Below are 19,383 nucleotides of genomic sequence, written 5' to 3' on the forward strand. Positions count from 1 at the left end.
TGCCCTTGGCGTGCTGCGCCTGGGTCGCGCGCTCACTCGGGCCACGCCGGGCCTGCTCACGCAGGGCCAGCAGTTCGGCCACCCGGCCACGCGTGTCGCGGTGGGTCTGCACCATATGCCCCTCCCCTCCTTCGTCCTGCCCGAACGGCCCTACCGCCAGCTGTGCGGGGCCCGGTAGGGCGGGGCGCTGTCCCACCGCCGCCACCGAGTGCCGGGGCGCGGCTTCGGCTGCTCCCTGCGCCCGGCGGCCAGGCAGAGCAGGGTCACGGCCACCGCGGCCAGGTCCTCCTCGGCAGGCCGGCCACGCTCGACACGCAGGACGGTCAGGATATCGCTCGCATCACTCACTACGCCTCCTCCGGCTGTCCCATCACGGTCTCCGCTGCCCCTCGACACCCGCTCGCACCTTTCTGGAGCCGGCTCAGGAGGCCTCCACGACCTCTTTGGCCCGGTCGAGGATCAGGCGCACCTTGGCGCTCAGCTCCCGCCGGACGAACGCCGTGACCGCGGCCACGTCGACCGCCGCGGGAGAGAGGACGACGGTCTGCTCGGAGGTGACCGCGACGCCTCCACGCGTGGGCTCCAGGCGCCAGCGCACGGTGTGGCTGCTCCCGATCGGGGGCAGCACCAGCTGTTTGTAGGCGATGAGGTGTTCCGGCAGGGCGACGCGCGCTGTCCTCATCCGCAGGAGGCTGCCGTCGGCTTCCCGGGTGTCGATCTCCACCAGCTGCAGCCCCTTCTCGTCCTGGAGGGCGTCCGCCCGCACCACATGGGGCAGCAGCTCCGGCCAGGCCGTCACATCGTGGAGCACCGCGTGGACGGAGGCGGTGTCGCCCCCGATCGTGACCTGGTCGTTGACGACGACCCGCCGTTCCGGCTCCAGTTCGGCGGCGGTGCGCAGTGCTTCCGTCTCGGCGTCGGCGATCGCGTCGATCACTCCGGTGGTCGCGATCAGGGACTCGGCGTCGTTCCCCTCGACCTCGTAGCGGTGTTCGAGGCGCACGAGACTCTCCTGCGGGGACAACGGCACGACCACCCAGGACCGTTCCATGAGGGTCAGGGGCGGCGCCGGCTCCTCCGGCCGGAAGTCGATCCGCAGGGCCGCGGCATCCGTGCGCCGCATCGCCACCCACTGCTCCACCCGCTCGTCGGACGTCGTCCACATACCGCAGCGCTCGAAGCCGTCGGCCTGGCCGATCACCTCCGCATGGACGAACGCCCTGAAGATCCACGGCCAGTTCGCGAGGTCCGCGAGCAGCCGGTAGACCTCCTCCGCCCCCGCCGCGACCTTGACCTCGTGCACGCGCGTCTCTGTCATCCCGGGCCTCCCGCTCCGTTTCGACGTACGGCGCGCATCCTCACGCACGGCCCTGGACGCCCACTCGAACCGTCGGCGTCCCGGACGGGAGAAGCTGAACATTCCCGCGCCCGATGACGTATCTCCCGATACCGCCCCACCGGCACCACCGCCAAGTAGCCTGCGGGACACGCCGGTCGGCGGTTGACTGACGCCTGATCAACGCTGTCACGCTTCGTCCCGGGAGACACCTTGTTGCGACGCATCAACGGAACGGCCCTCATCATCGCGGCACTGGTCGCCACGGTGGGCGCACTCGCCTTCCCCGTCTGGTCCTACGCGGACCGCTCGGGCACCGGCGAGGCGAATCTCAACGCCTCCAGCGTCGCCACCCAGTGGGGCCCGCTCTCCGCGACCGACCGGGACTTCCTGGTCAAGGTGCGGCTCGCCGGACTGTGGGAGCTCCCCGCCGGGCAGCAGGCGATCGAACGGGCGCCCAGCGAGGCGACGAAGGCCGCCGGGGACCACCTGGTCGTCGGCCACACGGACCTGGACCGGCGGGCCCGGGACGTGGCGGCGAAGCTCGGGGTCGAGCTGCCCAACCAGCCGACCGACCAGCAGCAGGCGTGGCTCAACGAGCTGACGGCGGCGAGCGGGGACGAGTACGAGCGGAAGTTCGCCAACATCCTGCGGGCCGCGCACGGCAAGGTCTTCGGCCTGATAGGCCAGGTCCGGCACACCACCCGCAACACCCTGATCCGGCAGCTCGCCAGCGACGCCAACCAGACCGTGCTGGACCACATCACCATGCTGGAGGGCACCGGCTTCGTCGACTTCGACGCCCTGGCGCGCGAGGCGGCCGGCGGGTCCACCGCCAGTCCCTCGGGGCCGTCCATGCCGCAGGGCGGACGGGTGCCGCCGGTTCCCGTACCGGTGACGCCGACCGGCGACCAGTCCTTCACCTCGCGCCCGGTGCCGCCGACGATGCCTCCGATGCCGTGACGCGGCCGCCGAAGCCGATGCCGTAACGACACCGAAGCACCGGAACCTCAAATCCTCCTCTGAACGTCCCCCGGTTCGGGTTGGACTCCGCTCGCCGGGGCCATCACCCCGGGACAGAGCGGAGGAGGGGGACACCATGAAGCTGGGCATCGGAATCGGCTGGCGGCCGGAGATCGCGGCCGAGGTGGAGGCGCTCACGGGGGTCGACTGGGTCGAGGTGGTGGCGGAGAACCTCTGCGCCGACCACCTCCCGGACTCCCTGGTGCGCTTGAGGGAACGGGGCGTGACCGTCGTACCGCACGGCGTGTCGCTCGGCCTGGGCGGCGCGGACCGCCCGGACGCCGAGCGGCTCGCCGGTCTCGCGGCGCGGGCCGAGCTGCTGGGGACGCCGCTGGTGACCGAGCACATCGCGTTCGTACGGGCCGGGGGGCCGCTGACCGCGTCGCCGAGGCTGGAGGCGGGCCACCTGCTGCCGGTGCCGCGCACCTGGGACGCGCTGGAGGTGCTCTGCGAGAACGTGGCGATCGCCCAGGACGCGCTGCCCGTGCCGCTGGCGCTGGAGAACATCGCGGCAATGGTCTCCTGGCCCGACGAGGAGCTGACGGAGGGGCAGTTCCTCGCGGAGCTGGTCGAGCGGACCGGGGTGCGGCTGCTGATCGACGTTGCCAACCTGCACACCAACCACGTCAACCTCGGCCAGGACCCGGCGAAGGCGCTGGACGAGCTGCCGGTGGAGGCGATCGCGTACGTCCATGTGGCGGGCGGCGTCGAGAAGAACGGCGTCTGGCACGACACCCACGCCCACCCGGTCACCGCCCCGGTCCTGGACGTGCTGGCCGAGCTGCGCTCCCGGGTCGACCCGCCGGGCGTCCTGCTGGAGCGCGACGACGCCTTCCCGCCCGGCGCGGAGCTGGCGGCCGAGCTGGAGACGATCCGGGGAACGCTGCGGGCGGCGGGCGGCCCGAGCGGGACCGAGCGGCGCAACACCGGCCCGCATAGGGGGACGCCCGCCCCCGCGCGCCCCGGAGCCCGTGACCGTACCGCCGTCGCCCAGACCGCACTGCTCTCCGCGCTCGTCGCGGGCACCCCGGCGCCCGAGGGCTTCGACCACCGGCGGCTGCACGTGCAGAGCCGGGCGCTGGCCGCCAAGCGCGCCGATGTCGTCGCCAAGGTGGCGCCCGAGCTGCCGGAGATCCTCGGCGACGGCTACCGCGCCGCCTTCCTCGACTACGCCAGGACCCGTCCGATGAGCGACGGCTACCGGCGCGACGCCCTCGACTTCGTGGAGCGGATCCTGGTCCACGGCGGCCTCCCCGACCCCGTGGCGCAGCGCCGGCTGACCCACTGGTGGGAGGACCGCTCCGGGCCCCGCCCGCCGAGCCGGACCACCCGTATCGTCCGGGCGGCGCGCGCCGCCCTCGCAGGGAAGTGACCGCCATGGACACGCTCGCTCTGGCACTGACCCTCGCGGTCGCGCTCTCCACCGTGCTGCTCCTGGCGAAGGTGGGGCTCTCCCGGTCCCGCCGCCCCTCGGCCGGCCCCTCCCCCACCGTCCACGACCTCTACGAGGCGGCGTTCCTGAACGGCGGCCCGGCCAGGGTCACCGACACCGCGCTCACCGCGCTGTACGCGGACGGCCGGGTGCTCATCGGCGGCCCCGGCATCATCTCCGTACAGCGTGCGCACGCGCAGGACCCGGTGGAACGCGCCGTACTCCAGGCGCTGTCGGCCGCGCCGAGCGGGGCGCTGCACGCGGTACGGGAGGCCGTGATGCACCACCCGGCGGTGCAGGAGATCGGCGACGGGCTGGCCCAGCGCGGGCTGCTCGTCCGGCCCGCCGAGAGCCGTCCCGTACGGCGGTGGGCGCAGATCCAGGGCGTGAGCTGCTTCGTCGCGTTCCCCCTCTCCATCATCCTGACGGTCATCCAGTACACGTCGCTCGACGACCCGTTCGACATGCCGGTCCCGTTCGTCCTGAAGATGCTGCCCGCGATCCTGCTCGGCGGGATCGGCGGGTTCGTCGTGGCCGCGTCCGCCGCCAACCGGATCACCCGGGCGGGCCGCCGGGCCGCGCAGGCGTTCCGGACCGCGAACGCGTCCGTGCTGACCCCGCCGTACCTCGTCGCCAACCGGGGGCTGCGCGCCCTCCCCGACCCCGTGCTCCAGGCCCAGCTCATCGCGGCGGCCCGGCAGCACACGCGGACCCGCCGGTCGCGGTCCGGCTCCTCGGGGCGCCGGTCGACGGGGTACGTGGGCGGCGCGGCAGGGGCGTCGGTCTTCGCGGCGACCACCGTGTGGTGCGCCGACGCGGGCCCCGGACACACGAGTTGCGGTGGCGGGGGCGGAGGGGGCTGCGGCGGAGGCTCCGGGTGCGGTGGCTCCGGCTCCAGCTGCGGGGGCTCGGGATCAAGCTGCGGTGGCAGCTCGGGAGGCTCCAGCTGTGGCGGGAGTTCGGGCGGCTCCAGCTGCGGCAGCAGCTCCTGAGCCACTACCTGTAGCAGCTCCTGAGCCACTACCTGTAGCGGCTCCTGAGCCACGAACCGTAAGGCTCCCGAGTCACGAACCGTAAAAGGAGTGCGGCAACCGGGTCGTTCCCCGCAACACACCGGCCCGGTGCTGTACTTCACCTTTCCCGCACCCCATCCTCCCCTCTCCGCATCCGCAGAGAGGTCCCGCCGTGAGAGCAGTACCGCTGTACGCAACGATCGGCTCCCTGGTCCTGTCCGCCCTGGCCGCCGTCCCCGCCACCGCCGACGGCGGCCCCGGACCGGCCTCCTCCGCCGAGGAGCGCGGTACGGCGGTGGCGGCGGCCCGCGCCTCGGCCGCCGGGATCTCCTTCGGCGCGTGCCCGGAGGAGGAGATGCTGCCGGACACCCTGAAGTGCGGCACCGTCAGCGTCCCGCTGGACTACGCGCGGCCGGACGGGCGGACCATCGACCTCACCGTCAGCCGCACCCTCGCCACCGGACCGGCGGCCGGCCGGCAGGGCTCCTTCGTCTACAACCCGGGCGGCCCCGGCGCCTCCAGCATCACCTTCCCGCTGATGGGCGAGATGTCCGAGTGGAAGGAGGTCGCCGAGGCGTACGACATGGTCGGCTACGCCCCGCGCGGTGTCGGCGCCTCCGCCCCGCTCTCCTGCCAGAACCCCGCCGCCTTCGCCAAGAGCCCCACCGACTCCCCCGCCCACCCCACGGCCGCGTACAAGGAGCAGCGGATCGCGCAGGCGCGGGCGTACGCGCGGGGGTGCGAGAAGCACGCGGGCGAGGCGCTGCGCCACTACACCTCGCTCAACAACGCCCGTGACCTGGAGGTGCTGCGCGCCGCCCTCGGGGACGAACGCCTCACCTTCATGGGTGCCTCGTACGGCACGTACCTGGGTTCCTTGTACGCGACCCTCTTTCCCTCACGCGTACGCCGTATGGTCTTCGATTCCGCGGTCGACCCGGACCCGGAGCAGATCTGGTACCGCTCCAACCTCGACCAGTCGCTCGCCTTCGAGTCCCGCTGGGAGGACTTCCGGCGGTGGGTCGCCAAGCACGACGACGTGTACGGGCTCGGCCCCACGCCCGAGGCCGTGCAGGGCCACTACGAGGAGGTCCGCACCGCCCTCGCCACGGAGCCGGCGGGCGGGAAGGTGGGGCCGGGGCAGTTCCACGCGGCGTTCCGGGAGGCGGCGTACTACGACGACTACTGGGCGATGCGGGCCACCGCGCTCTCCGAGTACGTCCGGGGCAACCCGGAGCCGCTGGTCACCCAGATGTCGCCGCGCGCGATCACGGCGAAGGACGACGAGAACGCCCGGGCCGTCTACACCGCGATCGAGTGCAACGACGCGCCGTGGCCCGAGGAGTGGGAGGTCTGGGACCGCGACCACACCGACCTCGCCCGTATCGCCCCGTTCCAGACCTGGGACAACGCCTTCACCAACCTGCCGTGCGCCTTCTGGCCCGCGCCCCGGCAGCAGCCGTTGGACGTCTCCACCGGGTGGGGCGAGCTGCCGCCGGTGCTGATCCTGGCGGCGGAGCGCGATGCGGCGACCCCGTACAAGGGGGCGCTGGAGCTCCAGCGACGGCTGCGCGGCGCGGTGCTGGTGACCGAGCGGGACGCGGGGACGCACGGCGTCGGCGGGGCCGGGAACACCTGCGTGGACGAGTACATGCGGCGCTATCTGCTGACGGGCGCGACACCGGACGGGGACGCGGAATGCGCCCCGCGCGCGGAGCCGAACCCCGTCTCGCTGGACTAGAGAAGTGACTGAGCCAGGAACGCGGAAGGGCCCTGCCGGAGTGCGGTGAGTGCACTCCGGCAGGGCCCTCAAGCCGAACCCGGTGTCGCTGGAACGGCGGGCGGCACGGTCGGTGCCTGGTGCCCGTCTTCTGATCTTCCGGGTTGGGGTGGTGCGGGAACTCGCTGGCTATGCGAGCCCGGCCACCAGGTCTGCGACGCTCTTCCTGCGGCCCGTGTAGAACGGGACCTCCTCGCGCACGTGGAGCCGTGCCTCGGAGGCGCGCAGGTGGCGCATCAGGTCGACGATGCGGTACAGCTCGTCCGCCTCGAAGGCGAGGACCCACTCGTAGTCGCCGAGCGAGAACGAGGCGACGGTGTTGGCGCGTACGTCCGGGTAGCCCCGGGCCATCTTGCCGTGGTCCGCGAGCATGCGGCGGCGGTCCTCGTCGGGCAGCAGGTACCAGTCGTAGGACCGGACGAAGGGGTAGACGCTGATGTAGTCGCGGGGCGTCTCGTCCGCGAGGAACGCCGGGACGTGCGACTTGTTGAACTCGGCGGGCCGGTGCAGGGCCATGTTCGACCAGACCGGTTCCAGAGCGCGCCCGAGCTTCGTGCGGCGGAAGAGGTTGTAGGCCTCCTGGAGCTCGTCCGAGGTCTCCGCGTGCCACCAGATCATCAGGTCCGCGTCCGCGCGCAGACCCGAGACGTCGTAGGTGCCGCGCACGGTGATGTCCTTGGCCGCGAGCTGGTCGAACAGCTCCTGGACCTCGTCCGCGTACCCCGCCCGGTCCAGCGGCAGGACGTCGCGCAGTTTGAAGACCGACCAGAGGGTGTAGCGGATGACCTCGTTGAGGTCCTTGGCCTTCTTCCCGGCGTTCGGACTCTTGCTGGATGTCACAGTCTCAGGAGCACTCATACGGCTATTGTCCCGCCTCGCTCCCGGTGCCCTGAACCAGGGTGGGCGTGGCGATGATCTCCCCCGCGATCTTCCCGGTGATCTCCCCGGCGATCTCGTCGGCCGCGCGTTGCGCGCTCGCGATGCAGGCGGGGATGCCGACCCCGTCGTAGACCGCGCCGCAGACCCGCAGGGCGGGCAGCTTCGCGACCTCGTCGCGGATGCGGGCGACCCGGGTGTGGTGGCCGACCGGGTACTGCGGCAGTCCGCCGATCCAGCGGGTGACCTCGCTGTCGACGGGGCGGGCGGCGAGTCCGGTGGCCGCCCGGAGGTCGCGCAGGGACACGGCGACGAGTTCGCCGTCCTCGCGGTGCAGGTGGTCCTCCTCGCCGTACCGGCCGACGGAGGTGCGGAGCACGAAGAGGCCGGGGGCGGCGTCGGCCACCCACTGCCACTTGTTGCTGGAGAAGGTGGAGGCCTTGATGGTGCGGCCGTCGACCGGCGGTACGAGGAAGCCGGAGCGGCCGCGCAGGGCCTCGTACGCCTCGATGTCGCTGCGGCGGAAGGCGAGGGTGACCAGGGCCATCGACGCGTACTCGACGCCGGTCAGCTCGGCGGAGGCGGCCGGGGACTCGGCGGCGAGCAGGGCGGAGGCGGACCAGGCGGGGGTGGCGAGGACGATGCCGTCGGCGGTGATCACCCCGGTGTCGGTGCGGACCGCCCAGCCCGCGTCCGTACGGGTCAGACCGAGGACGGGGGTCTCGGTGAGGATCTGGCTGCCCCCGGCCCGTACGGCGTCGCCCACGGCGTCCGGCAGGGTGCCGATGCCGCCCTCGATGCCCTGGAAGACCGGGCCGGTCTGCTGCCGCGCCGCTGCTCGCTCCTGGATGCGGCGGACGGCCTCCAGCAGCGGGCCGCCCTCCTTCACCGCTTCGAAGAGCTGCGGTACGGCGGCCCGCATCGAGATCCGGTAGGCGTCGCCCGCGTAGACCCCGCCGAGGAGGGGTTCCACCAGGCGGTCGACGACCTCGCGGCCGAGCCGGTCGGCGACGTACGCGCCGACCGCCACGTCGTCGCCGACGGGGGTCGGGGTGAGGTCGCGCTCCTCGGCGATCCGGGCGAGGCCTTCGGGGGACAGCACCCCGTCGAGGGCCGCCGGATCGCCGGGGACGCCCATCACGTGCCCCTTGGGCATCGGGCGCAGCGCGTCGCGCGTCCAGAGGGAGGCGGTCGCGGTGGCGGGCGGCTGGAGTCGGCCGCCGAGGCCGACCGCCTCGGCCAGCGAGACCGCCTCGGGGCGGCGGGCGAGCATCGACTCGGCACCGAGGTCGACCTGGACGCCCGCGACCTCGCCGGTCATGAGCTTGCCGCCGAGCCGGTCCGTGGCCTCCAGGAGCGTGACCCGCAGGCCGGTGGCGACCAGGCGGTGGGCGGCGGCCAGTCCGGCGATGCCGCCGCCGATGACGACGACGTGGCGGGCGGGCGGGTCCGCATCCTGATGTGAACGCTGCATGGGTCCACTCTCTCAAACCCTCTCCGGGCACCGACCGTGACCACTTCGAAACGTACGGCCGGAAACCGGTTCGGGAGGGCCTACGTCGAACCGGCAGTATCAACACACGTCCTGGGGGGACCTGTTATGAACAGCGACAACGACCGCCGCTTCCACCACCGCCGCTCCCGTCTCCGTGCCGCTCTGACGGCAGGCGCGCTCGGCGCGGTGCTGCTCGTCGGCGGCTGCGGGGCCGGCGACGCGTCCGACGCGGGCGGGGGGTCGAACGACCTCAAGGCGAGCGCGCAGAAGGGGGTCGTGGACGAGCAGTACGCCCCGGGCGACGCGGCGGCGTCCGCCGCTCCGGGGGACACGGCGGAGGAGGCCGAGGAGGCGGAGGACGGCAAGCAGACGGAGAAGGCGCCGAAGGCGGGGGTCGCGGGCAGCCATGTCATCCGGACCGCCGAGCTCCTCGTCGAGGTGAAGAGCGCGCCGAAGGCGGCCGCCGCCGCCCGGAGCGCCGTGGAGGCGAGCGGGGGCCTGGTGGCGTCCGAGAACACCGAGCGGATCGACGACCGGCACGAGTCCTCGAACCTCGTGCTGCGCGTACCGCAGGACAGCTACCAGGAGGTGCTGCGCAAGCTCGCCGGCTCCGGGAAGCTGCTCTCCCGCTCCTTGAACGCGAAGGACGTCACCGAGCAGGTGGTCGACGTGGAGAGCCGGATCGCCACCCAGCGCGCGAGTGTGAAGCGGGTGCGGGAGCTGATGGACAAGGCGGAGAAGATCACCGATGTCGTCGCCCTGGAGGGCGAGCTGAGCAGTCGTCAGGCCGATCTGGAATCGCTGCTGGCCCAGCGGTCGAGCCTGAAGGACCGCACCTCGCTGGCGACGATCACGCTGGAGCTGACCGAGCCGGACGCCCCGCGCAAGGGCGGGAAGGACGACGACCCGGGGTTCCTGGACGCGCTGGGCGGCGGCTGGGACGCGTTCGTGACGATGTTCCGGTGGATCGCGGTGGCGATCGGGGCCTCGGCCCCGTTCCTGGTGACGGCCGCGCTGCTGCTGGTGCTGTGGCGGGTGCTGCGCGCCCGGCGGACGGCCCGTACGGCCCCTGCTCCGGCCCCGGCGGCACCGAAGCCGGAGCAGGAGACCAACCGGCCCCCTGAGGCCCTGGCGCCGTAGCCTGGGCTCCCTGACGGCTGGTACAGGCTGGTACGGCCGGCACGGCGAAAGGGACCCGGACATGGCAGCGGAGCGACTCGTGGTCATCGGCGGCGACGCGGCGGGCATGTCCGCCGCGTCGCAGGCCCGCAGGCTGAAGGGGCCGGACGAGCTGGAGATCATCGCCTTCGAGCGCTCCACGTTCACCTCGTACTCCGCCTGCGGCATCCCGTACTGGGTGAGCGGCGATGTGGCGGGGCCTGACGACCTCATTGCCCGGACCCCCGAGGAGCACCGCGAGCGGGACATCGACCTGCGGATGCGCACCGAGGTCACGGAGGTCGACGTGGCGGGGCAGCGGGTGCGGGCGGTGGACAGGGAGAGCGGGGACACGTACTGGACGGGCTTCGACAAGCTGGTGATCGCCACCGGGGCGCGTCCGGTCCGCCCGGAGCTGCCCGGCATCGACGCGCCGGGCGTGCACGGGGTGCAGACATTGGGCGACGGGCAGGCGCTGCTGGACTCGCTGGACCACGCCGCCGGCCGGCGGGCCGTCGTGGTGGGCGCCGGGTACATCGGCGTCGAGATGGCCGAGGCGATGCTGAAGCGCGGTTTCGAGGTGACGGTCCTCAACCGGGGTGAGCAGCCGATGGCGACGCTCGACCCGGACATGGGCAAGCTCGTCCACGACGCGATGGACGGGCTCGGCATCACCACGGTCAACGGCGCCTCCGTCACCAAGATCCTCACGGGTCCCGACGGCCGGGTCAGCGAGGTGGCGACCGAGGAGCGGACCTACCCGGCGGATGTGGTCGTCCTCGGCATCGGCGTGGAGCCGGAGGCGGAGCTGGCCCGGGAGGCGGGTCTCACGGTGGGCCCGCACGGCGGGATCCTCACCGACCTGGCGATGCGGGCCGTGGGCCACGAGAATATCTGGGCGGGCGGCGACTGCGTGGAGGTCCTGGACCTGGTGGCGGGCCGCAGCCGCCACATCGCGCTGGGCACCCACGCCAACAAGCACGGCCAGGTCATCGGGTCGAACGTCGGCGGCGGCTACGGCACGTTCCCCGGCGTCGTCGGTACGGCGGTGAGCAAGGTCTGCGACCTGGAGATCGCCCGGACCGGGCTGCGGGAGAAGGACGCGCAGGCCGTCGGGCTGCGCTATGTCACGGCGACCATCGAGTCGACGCAGCGGGCGGGGTACTACCCGGGCGCGAAGCCGATGACGGTGAAGATGATCGCGGAGCTGCGTACGGGGCGGCTGCTCGGGGTGCAGATCGTCGGCCGTGAGGGGGCCGCCAAGCGCGTGGACGTGGCGGCCGTGGCGCTGACGGCCGGGATGACGGTGGAGCAGATGACGGCGCTGGACCTCGGTTACGCCCCGCCGTTCTCACCGGTCTGGGATCCGATCCTGGTCGCTGCCCGTAAGACGGTGGCGGCGGTGCGGGGCGCCGGAAGCTGACGGGTGGCCCCGGGGGCTCGGAAGCCCCCGGGACACGCCTGCCGTCAGCGCGCGGTCTGCTCGTGCACGTACTCCACGAGCCGGGTCAGCGCGTCCGGGTCCATCGACGGCATGACGCCGTGGCCGAGGTTGAAGATGTGGCCCTCCAGACCGGCGGCGGCGTCCAGCACCTCGCGGGTCTTCTCCTCGACCGCCGGGGTGGGCGCGAAGAGCACGGCCGGGTCCAGGTTGCCCTGGAGCGCCTTGCCGGGGCCGACGCGGCGGGCGGCCTCGTCCAGCGGGACCCGCCAGTCGACGCCGACGACGTCCGCCCCGGCCTCGCCCATCAGCCCGAGCAGCTCGCCGGTGCCGACGCCGAAGTGGATGCGGGGGACGCCGTACGGGGCGACGGCGTCGAAGACCTTCGCGGAGGCGGGGAGCACGGCGCGGCGGTAGTCGGCGGGGGCCAGGGCGCCGACCCAGGAGTCGAAGAGCTGGACGGCGGAGGCGCCGGCCTCGATCTGGACCTTGAGGAAGGCGCCGGTGATCTCGGCGAGCCGGTCCACGAGATCGGCCCAGAGCTGCGGGTCGCCGTACATCATGGCCTTGGTGCGCTCGTGGTTGCGCGAGGGGCCGCCCTCGACGAGGTAGCTGGCCAGCGTGAAGGGGGCCCCGGCGAAGCCGATGAGCGGGGTGGCGCCCAGCTCGGCGGTGAGCATCCCGATGGCCTCGGTGACGTACGGGACGTCCTCGGGGGTCAGGTCGCGCAGCCGGGCCAGGTCGGCGCGGGTGCGGATGGGCTCGGCGATGACGGGGCCGACGCCGGGCTTGATGTCGAGGTCGATACCGATGGCCTTCAGCGGGACGACGATGTCGCTGAAGTAGATCGCGGCGTCGACCTTGTGGCGGCGTACCGGCTGGAGGGTGATCTCGGTGACCAGCTCCGGCATCATGCAGGAGTCGAGCATCGCGATGCCCTCGCGGACCTTCAGGTACTCGGGCAGCGAGCGCCCCGCCTGTCGCATGAACCAGACCGGCGTGTGCGGCACGGCCTCGCGCCGGCAGGCCTTCAGGAACGCCGAGTCTTGGGTGGCGTCGTTGCTGGCGGCGGTCGTCGTCTGCTGCTGGCCCGTGGGGCTGGTGTTGGCACTCACGCACCAAATCTTCGCACGCATGGCGAAGGAGCCCGGCGCCGCACGGGTGTCTCTCCCTGCACGAGGCCCGCGTTCCGCCTACTCTTCCCGGCATGGCTCCGGCTCAGGGACAATTTTCCGATCATTCCGACAGTGTTGACAGCAAGGACAAGGACGCGGCGAAGGACCCTCCCGTCCCGCCCGCGTTCCGATCGGCGGTCGACGCGCTGCGCTCGGCCCGGCTCCGCCCGGAGCTGGAGGTGGAGACCACACGGCCCCCGCAGCGCCTCGCGCCCCACGCGTACGCCCTGGAGGCGGCGGTGGTCGACGGCGAGGACGATCTCGCGGACGGCCGGCTCGTCCTGCTGCACGATCCGGCGGGTCACGACGCCTGGCAGGGCGCGTTCCGGCTGGTGACCTTGGTGCGGGCGGAGCTGGAGCCGGAGATGGCCGCCGATCCGCTGCTGCCGGAGGTGTGCTGGTCCTGGCTGACCGGGGCGCTGGACGCACGCGGATTGTCGTACGGGGAAGCCGGAGGGACGGTGACACGCGCCGGATCGCACTACTTCGGTGCGCTCTCCGCGCGCCGTCCGGCGACGCAGATCGAGATCCGGGCCTCGTGGACGCCGCGCGAGGGGCGCGGCGGGGTGCCGGACGCGGCGTCGCACCTGATGGCCTGGGGTGATCTGCTCTGCCAGATCGCGGGGCTGCCGCCGTCCGACCCGACGGACGCGGCGGTGGTGACGCTGCCGCAGCGGCGCGGGCCGCAGGTTTCGTAACACCGCGTCACCCATTTCGCACACCTGCCGACTCTCTTTTCGTACAATCGATCGCGCGTCCTATTTGCCCGAATTGTTACTCACCAAATCGTGATCTTCCTCTAAAGGAGGACGGGTCTGCTGCCGAAGAGGTCAATGACCCTTCAAGCACGGTTCGCCCCGGCTTCATCCCCCGAGCCGGCCCCCGTCCCGCCACTCCCCCCAGGAGGCCTGGTGTCCGTTCTCCTTGAGCAGCCCGCAAGCCTGGTCGCCTACCGCCCGAACAAGCCGACGGCCATGGTCGTCGTGGCCGACCCGCGCGTCCGTTCCACCGTCACCCGCCATCTGTGGGCCCTCGGAGTACGTGACGTCATCGAGGCGTCGTCCATCGCGGAGGCACGTCCCCGCGTCGGCAACCCGCGCGACATCTGCATTGCCGACGTCCACCTGCCCGACGGTTCCGGGCTGACCCTGCTGTCCGAGACCCGCGCCGCAGGCTGGCCCAACGGTCTCGCCCTCTCCGCCGCCGACGACATCGGCGCCGTTCGCAACGCCCTCGCGGGCGGTGTGAAGGGGTACGTCGTCACCGGCACCCGAACCAACATCGGCCACCCCACCCGCCCCGGCGTCGCCCCCATCGGCGCCAATGCCGCACGTATGCACCGCCGGCCCCCCGGGTCCCCGAGCCACCCGGGCGGCTACCGCGAACTGTCCGGACGTGAGGTGGAGGTGCTCCGCCTGGTCGCCGAAGGCCAGTCCAACAAGGCCATCGGCGTCTCGATGGGCCTCTCCGCCCTGACCGTCAAGTCCCACCTCGCCCGCATCGCCCGCAAGCTCGGCACCGGGGACCGCGCCGGCATGGTCGCCGTCGCCCTGCGGACGGGCATCATCCACTGACCCCCACCCCCGCCGGGACGTGCACCGATGCGTCTCCGGCTGGATTACGCGCATGGCCACCCGTCGACGGAACGTTCCGTCGACGGGTGGCGCGTATACACAGATACCCTTGACGCGTGACCGACGCCCAAGAGACCGCAGCAGACAGTTCACTGCGAACCACCGGGGGCGCTCCCCCGGACGACGTCGCCCCGGCGCCGATCCCCTTGCTCGAACCGCGCGAGGGCATTCCCCCGGTGGTGGCCTCCGACGACGCCCTCGCCCGGGTGGTCGCGGCCTTCGCCGCGGGCACAGGACCGGTGGCCGTCGACGCCGAGCGCGCCTCCGGCTACCGCTACGGCCAGCGCGCCTACCTCGTACAGCTGCGCCGCGACGGGGCGGGCAGCGCGCTCATCGACCCGGTCGGCTGCCCCGACCTCACGGGGCTGTCCACCGCGCTGACCGGCTCCGAGTGGATCCTGCACGCCGCGACGCAGGACCTCCCCTGCCTGCGGGACATAGGCATGGCTCCCACCTCGCTCTTCGACACCGAGCTGGCCGGACGGCTCGCGGGCTTCCCGCGCGTCGGCCTCGGCGCCATGGTGGAGAACGTCCTCGGGTACGCCCTGGAGAAGGGCCACTCCGCCGTCGACTGGTCCACCCGCCCGCTGCCCGAGCCCTGGCTGCGGTACGCCGCGCTCGACGTGGAGCTCCTGATCGACCTGCGCGACGCGCTGGAGGACGAGCTGGAGCAGCAGGGCAAGCTGGAGTGGGCCCGGGAGGAGTTCGACGCCATCGCCTCGGCGCCGCCCGCCCCGCCCCGCAAGGACCCCTGGCGCCGCACCTCGGGGATGCACAAGGTCCGCCGCCGCCGTCAGATGGCGGTCGTCCGCGAGCTGTGGAACGCCCGGGACCAGGTGGCCCAGCGCCGCGACGTCTCCCCCGGCAAGGTGCTCGGCGACGCCGCGATCGTCGAGGCCGCTCTCGCCCTGCCCGCCAACGTGGCTGCGCTCACCGCACTGCCGGGATTCGGCCACCGGATGGGCCGCCGTCAGCTGGAGCAGTGGCAGGCGGCCGTGGAGCGGGCGAAGGCGCTGCCGGAGTCGGAGCTGCCGCAGCCCGGCCAGCAGCCGGCCGGTCCGCCGCCCCCGCGCTCCTGGGCCGACAAGGACCCGGCCGCCGCGGCCCGGCTCTCGGCGGCCCGCACGGCCGTCTCCGAGCTGGCCGAGCGGCTCCACATGCCGCAGGAGAACCTGATCACCCCGGACACCGTGCGCCGGGTCTGCTGGGAGCCGCCGAAGATCGTGACGCCGAGCGCCGTCGAGGACACGCTCGCCGGGTACGGGGCCCGGCACTGGCAGATCGAGCAGGTCGGCCCGCTCCTGGTCCGGGCGCTCGCCGCCACCGCCTGACCCGCTCACGCGGATGCCACCCCCGGTCACCGGCCGGGGGTTTTCCGCTGTCCGGAGCCTGTCCCGGCCCGTCCGGGCCCTGTTCGCGGTCCGAACCGATGGTCGAAATCGCGCCAGGTTCGGAGCCTCTTCCTCCGCCTCACGAGCGCTTCGGCGGATACCGGACCGATGTGACCTTCGACGCTCCGGCCATGGGGGGTGGGCAGTCTGGTTACCCGCAAGTAGCATGAGGGCAGGCGGTGCGCCCCACGGGCGTGCCCCGCAGCAGTGCCATCCCGCACCCTGGAGGAGAGCCATCGTGCCTCGTACCATCCGGGACGTCGTCTTCGTCGACGGCGTCCGCACCCCGTTCGGCAAAGCGGGCCCGAAGGGCATCTACCACGAGACCCGCGCCGACGATCTCGTCGTGAAGGCCATCCGGGAGCTGCTGCGCCGCAACCCGGACCTGGACCCGAAGAAGATCGACGAGGTCGCCATCGCCGCGACCACCCAGATCGGCGACCAGGGCCTCACCCTCGGCCGTACCGCCGGAATCCTGGCCGGTCTGCCGCAGTCCGTCCCCGGCTACTCGATCGACCGCATGTGCGCGGGCGCGCTGACCGCCGTCACCTCGACGGCAGGTTCCATCGCCTTCGGCGCGTACGACATCGTCGTGGCCGGTGGCGTCGAGCACATGGGCCGCCACCCGATGGGCGAGGGCGTCGACCCGAACCCGCGGTTCGTGTCGGAGAAGCTGGTCGACGAGTCCGCCCTCTTCATGGGCATGACGGCGGAGAACCTGCACGACCGCTACCCCACGATCACCAAGCAGCGCGCCGACGAGTACGCGGTGCGTTCGCAGGAGAAGGCCGCCAAGGCGTACGCCAACGGCAAGATCCAGCAGGACCTCGTACCGGTTTCGGTGCGCCGCACCAACGCCGAGGCCGGTGAGACGGGCTGGGGCCTGGTCACCGCCGACGAGCCGATGCGCCCGGGCACCACCATGGAGTCCTTGGCCGGTCTGAAGACCCCCTTCCGCGCCCACGGCCGCGTGACGGCCGGTAACGCCGCGGGTCTCAACGACGGCGCCACCGCATCCCTGCTCGCCGCCGAGGACGTCGCCCGCGAGCTGGGCCTCCCGGTCAAGATGCGCCTCGTCTCCTACGCCTTCGCGGGCGTCGAGCCGGAGGTCATGGGCTACGGCCCGATCCCGGCGACGGAGAAGGCGCTGGCCCAGGCCGGTCTGACCATCGACGACATCGGTCTCTTCGAGATCAACGAGGCGTTCGCCGTGCAGGTGCTCGCCTTCCTGGAGCACTACGGCATCGCCGACGACGACGCCCGCGTGAACCAGTACGGCGGCGCGATCGCGTACGGCCACCCGCTCGCCTCCTCCGGTGTCCGGCTCATGACGCAGCTGGCCCGGCAGTTCGAGGAGCAGCCCGAGGTCCGCTACGGCCTGACGACGATGTGCGTCGGCTTCGGCATGGGCGCCACGGTCATCTGGGAGAACCCGAATTTCGACGGAGGCAACAAGTGAGCTCCACCACTGAGCTTCTGAAGGGTGCGGCCGAGCTGTTCCCGGGCGAGGTCGTCACGCAGGCGCACGTACGCCACCTGGACCTGCCCTCCGGTGCCGGGCGGTTCGCGCTCATCACGCTGGACAACGGCCTGGACCACACCAAGCCGACCACCTTCGGACCGCAGTCGCTGGCGAACCTGAACGCCGCGATCGACCAGGTCGAGAAGGAGGCCGCCGACGGCACCATCACCGGCGTCGGCATCACCGGCAAGCCGTTCATCTTCGCCGTCGGCGCCGACCTCAAGGGCGTCGAGCTGCTCGGCCGCCACGAGGACGCGCTCGCCATCGGCAAGGGCGGCCACGACGTCTTCCGCCGCCTCTCCGGCCTCGCGGTTCCCACCTTCGCGTACTACAACGGCGCGGCGATGGGCGGCGGTGTCGAGGTCGGTCTGCACTGCTCCTACCGCACCGTCTCCACCGCCATCCCGGCGTTCTCGCTGCCCGAGGTCTTCCTCGGCCTGGTCCCCGGCTGGGGCGGCTGCGCGCTGCTCCCGAACCTGATCGGCGCGGACCGCGCGGTCTCGGTGATCATCGAGAACTCGCTCAACCAGAACCGTCAGCTCAAGGGCAAGCAGGTCTTCGAGCTCGGGATCGCCGACGCGATCTTCGAGGGCGCGGACTTCCTGGAGCAGTCGCTGATCTGGACCGCGGCCGTCCTCAAGGGCGAGCTCGCCGTCGAGCGCCCCGAGATCGACCGCGGCGAGGGCTGGGACGCGGCTGTCGCCCGCGGCCGGGCCATCGCGGACTCCAAGGTGCACGGCGCGGCCCCGGCGGCGTACCGCGCGCTGGACATCATCGCGGCGGCCAAGGACGGCGACCTGTCCGCCGGCTTCGACGCCGAGGACCAGGCCCTCGCGGACCTGATCATGGGCGGCGAGCTGCGCAGCGGCATCTACGCCTTCAACCTGGTCCAGAAGCGCGCCAAGCGCCCGGCCGGTGCCCCGGACAAGAACCTGGCCCGCCCGGTCACCAAGGTCGGCGTCGTCGGCGCCGGTCTGATGGCCTCGCAGCTGGCGCTGCTGTTCCTGCGCCGCCTTGAGGTCCCGGTCGTCCTCACGGACATCGACCAGGAGCGCGTCGACAAGGGTGTGGGCTACGTCCACGCCGAGATCGAGAAGCTGCTCGGCAAGGGCCGCATCAACCAGGACAAGGCCAACCGCCTCAAGGGCCTGGTCTCCGGTGTCCTCGACAAGGCCGAGGGCTTCGCGGACGCGGACTTCATCATCGAGGCCGTCTTCGAGGAGATCGGCGTCAAGCAGCAGGTGTTCGCGGAGGTCGAGGCGGTCGCCCCGGCGCACGCGATCCTCGCCACCAACACCTCCTCGCTCTCGGTCACCGAGATGGCCTCGAAGCTGAAGAACCCCGAGCGGGTCGTCGGCTTCCACTTCTTCAACCCGGTCGCGATCCTCCCGCTGCTGGAGATCGTGCGCGGCGAGCAGACCGACGACGCCTCGCTGGCGACCGCGTTCGGTGTGGCCCGCAAGCTGAAGAAGACCGCGGTCCTGGTGAAGGACGCCCCGGCGTTCGTCGTCAACCGCATCCTCACCCGCTTCATGGGCGAGATCCAGAACGTCATCGACGAGGGCACCCCGGTCGAGGTCGCGGAGAAGGCCGTCGAGCCGCTCGGCCTGCCGATGTCCCCGCTGGTCCTTCTGGAGCTGGTCGGCCCGGCGATCGGCCTGCACGTCTCCGAGACCCTGAACCGCGCCTTCCCGGAGCGCTTCACGGTCTCCGAGAACCTCGCGGCGGTCGTGAAGGCCGGCAAGCGCGGCTTCTACGTCTACGACTCCGGTGCGCCGGTCCTCGACCCCGAGGTCGCCGCGCTCCTCAAGCAGGGCGACACCGTCCTCACCGAGGAGCAGACCCGCGACCGCGTGCTCGACGCGGTGGCGCAGGAGATCGGCCTGATGCTGGACGAGGGCGTCGTCGCCGAGGCCCAGGACATCGACCTGTGCCTGATCACCGGTGCGGGCTGGCCCTTCCACCTGGGCGGCATCACGCCGTACCTGGACCGTGAGGGCGTCTCCCAGCGGGTGAACGGCAAGCCGTTCCTGGCGCAGGGCGTGGCGAGCGTCCCGGCCTAGCCTCTGCTACGGGTGGGGGCCCGGCGCACCGTTCGGTGTGCCGG

At 72.3% G+C, this 19,383-nt stretch carries 16 protein-coding genes; 11 read left to right on the forward strand and 5 right to left on the reverse strand.

The genetic code is table 11. The annotated features are described in order from the left end of the window. Window positions 1–150: 150 nt before the first annotated feature. Window positions 151–348: an acyl-CoA carboxylase subunit epsilon gene (locus IF17_RS0129520; protein ID WP_030572325.1), complete on the reverse strand. Its 198-nt coding sequence runs from the start codon at window positions 346–348 to the stop codon at window positions 151–153. A gap of 73 nt (window positions 349–421) precedes the next feature. Continuing rightward, a complete protein-coding gene (locus IF17_RS1000000137250; RefSeq protein ID WP_030572328.1) occupies window positions 422–1,318 on the reverse strand; it encodes an aromatase/cyclase in 897 nt (298 codons plus the stop codon). Between the two features lie 234 nt (window positions 1,319–1,552). Here IF17_RS1000000137250 and IF17_RS0129530 point away from each other — a divergent pair, with 234 nt between their 5' ends. The 4 genes from IF17_RS0129530 (at window position 1,553) to IF17_RS0129545 (ending at window position 6,545) form a co-directional block, all read left to right on the forward strand. Continuing rightward, window positions 1,553–2,299, forward strand: coding sequence for a DUF4142 domain-containing protein (locus tag IF17_RS0129530; RefSeq protein ID WP_030572330.1), 747 nt, complete (start codon window positions 1,553–1,555; stop codon window positions 2,297–2,299). Window positions 2,300–2,435: 136 nt separating this feature from the next. Continuing rightward, complete coding sequence (locus IF17_RS0129535; protein WP_030572333.1) at window positions 2,436–3,731, forward strand: MbnB/TglH/ChrH family RiPP precursor modification enzyme; 1,296 nt, start codon at window positions 2,436–2,438, stop codon at window positions 3,729–3,731. A 5-nt stretch (window positions 3,732–3,736) separates the two neighbouring features. Continuing rightward, window positions 3,737–4,783: a TIGR04222 domain-containing membrane protein gene (locus IF17_RS0129540; protein WP_030572335.1), complete on the forward strand. Its 1,047-nt coding sequence runs from the start codon at window positions 3,737–3,739 to the stop codon at window positions 4,781–4,783. 193 nt (window positions 4,784–4,976) lie between these two features. After that, complete coding sequence (locus IF17_RS0129545; protein WP_030572338.1) at window positions 4,977–6,545, forward strand: alpha/beta hydrolase; 1,569 nt, start codon at window positions 4,977–4,979, stop codon at window positions 6,543–6,545. 168 nt (window positions 6,546–6,713) lie between these two features. Here IF17_RS0129545 and hemQ read toward each other — a convergent pair whose 3' ends face one another. Next, a complete protein-coding gene (hemQ, locus tag IF17_RS0129550) occupies window positions 6,714–7,442 on the reverse strand; it encodes a hydrogen peroxide-dependent heme synthase (protein ID WP_026241928.1) in 729 nt (242 codons plus the stop codon). Between the two features lie 4 nt (window positions 7,443–7,446). Then, window positions 7,447–8,934 carry a protoporphyrinogen oxidase gene (gene hemG / locus IF17_RS0129555; RefSeq protein ID WP_030572340.1) on the reverse strand — a complete coding sequence of 496 codons (1,488 nt, stop codon included), beginning with the start codon at window positions 8,932–8,934 and terminating at the stop codon, window positions 7,447–7,449. 126 nt (window positions 8,935–9,060) lie between these two features. Between hemG and IF17_RS0129560 the strand changes: the two genes are divergently transcribed. Together IF17_RS0129560 and IF17_RS0129565 are read left to right on the forward strand one after the other, a co-directional pair. Beyond that, window positions 9,061–10,095 carry a DUF4349 domain-containing protein gene (locus IF17_RS0129560; RefSeq protein ID WP_030572343.1) on the forward strand — a complete coding sequence of 345 codons (1,035 nt, stop codon included), beginning with the start codon at window positions 9,061–9,063 and terminating at the stop codon, window positions 10,093–10,095. Window positions 10,096–10,156: 61 nt separating this feature from the next. Then, the gene (locus tag IF17_RS0129565) at window positions 10,157–11,536 is read left to right on the forward strand and encodes an FAD-dependent oxidoreductase (protein ID WP_030572346.1); all 1,380 of its coding nucleotides are present in this window, start codon (window positions 10,157–10,159) and stop codon (window positions 11,534–11,536) included. Window positions 11,537–11,580: 44 nt separating this feature from the next. Here the strand turns inward: IF17_RS0129565 and hemE are convergent, their stop codons facing one another. Next, window positions 11,581–12,669 carry a uroporphyrinogen decarboxylase gene (gene hemE / locus IF17_RS0129570; RefSeq protein ID WP_030572349.1) on the reverse strand — a complete coding sequence of 363 codons (1,089 nt, stop codon included), beginning with the start codon at window positions 12,667–12,669 and terminating at the stop codon, window positions 11,581–11,583. A 92-nt stretch (window positions 12,670–12,761) separates the two neighbouring features. Here hemE and IF17_RS0129575 point away from each other — a divergent pair, with 92 nt between their 5' ends. From IF17_RS0129575 to IF17_RS0129595, 5 genes are all read left to right on the forward strand, one after another. Next, window positions 12,762–13,427, forward strand: coding sequence for a DUF3000 domain-containing protein (locus tag IF17_RS0129575; RefSeq protein WP_030572352.1), 666 nt, complete (start codon window positions 12,762–12,764; stop codon window positions 13,425–13,427). 213 nt (window positions 13,428–13,640) lie between these two features. Continuing rightward, the gene (locus IF17_RS0129580; RefSeq protein ID WP_003965521.1) at window positions 13,641–14,303 is read left to right on the forward strand and encodes a response regulator transcription factor; all 663 of its coding nucleotides are present in this window, start codon (window positions 13,641–13,643) and stop codon (window positions 14,301–14,303) included. A gap of 116 nt (window positions 14,304–14,419) precedes the next feature. After that, a complete protein-coding gene (locus IF17_RS0129585) occupies window positions 14,420–15,694 on the forward strand; it encodes an HRDC domain-containing protein (protein WP_076968504.1) in 1,275 nt (424 codons plus the stop codon). Between the two features lie 298 nt (window positions 15,695–15,992). Continuing rightward, window positions 15,993–17,213, forward strand: a complete 1,221-nt coding sequence (locus tag IF17_RS0129590) for a thiolase family protein (protein WP_030572358.1) — start codon at window positions 15,993–15,995, stop codon at window positions 17,211–17,213. Continuing rightward, entirely contained in the window at window positions 17,210–19,339 is a 2,130-nt protein-coding gene (locus IF17_RS0129595; RefSeq protein ID WP_030572361.1) for a 3-hydroxyacyl-CoA dehydrogenase NAD-binding domain-containing protein, read from the forward strand. The genes IF17_RS0129590 and IF17_RS0129595 overlap by 4 nt, the downstream gene beginning before the upstream one ends. Window positions 19,340–19,383 lie beyond the last annotated feature (44 nt).

Source organism: Streptomyces cyaneofuscatus (assembly GCF_000718135.1).
Classification (GTDB): Bacteria; Actinomycetota; Actinomycetes; order Streptomycetales; family Streptomycetaceae; genus Streptomyces; species Streptomyces cyaneofuscatus.

Excerpts from the sequence above, each read along its gene's own strand:
- IF17_RS1000000137250 (WP_030572328.1), bottom strand. The coding sequence starts at position 1,318 with ATGACAGAGACGCGCGTGCACGAGGTCAAGGTCGCGGCGGGGGCGGAG.
- IF17_RS0129535 (WP_030572333.1), top strand. The coding sequence starts at position 2,436 with ATGAAGCTGGGCATCGGAATCGGCTGGCGGCCGGAGATCGCGGCCGAG.
- IF17_RS0129540 (WP_030572335.1), top strand. The coding sequence starts at position 3,737 with ATGGACACGCTCGCTCTGGCACTGACCCTCGCGGTCGCGCTCTCCACC.
- hemQ (WP_026241928.1), bottom strand. The coding sequence starts at position 7,442 with ATGAGTGCTCCTGAGACTGTGACATCCAGCAAGAGTCCGAACGCCGGG.
- hemG (WP_030572340.1), bottom strand. The coding sequence starts at position 8,934 with ATGCAGCGTTCACATCAGGATGCGGACCCGCCCGCCCGCCACGTCGTC.
- IF17_RS0129560 (WP_030572343.1), top strand. The coding sequence starts at position 9,061 with ATGAACAGCGACAACGACCGCCGCTTCCACCACCGCCGCTCCCGTCTC.
- IF17_RS0129565 (WP_030572346.1), top strand. The coding sequence starts at position 10,157 with ATGGCAGCGGAGCGACTCGTGGTCATCGGCGGCGACGCGGCGGGCATG.
- IF17_RS0129575 (WP_030572352.1), top strand. The coding sequence starts at position 12,762 with ATGGCTCCGGCTCAGGGACAATTTTCCGATCATTCCGACAGTGTTGAC.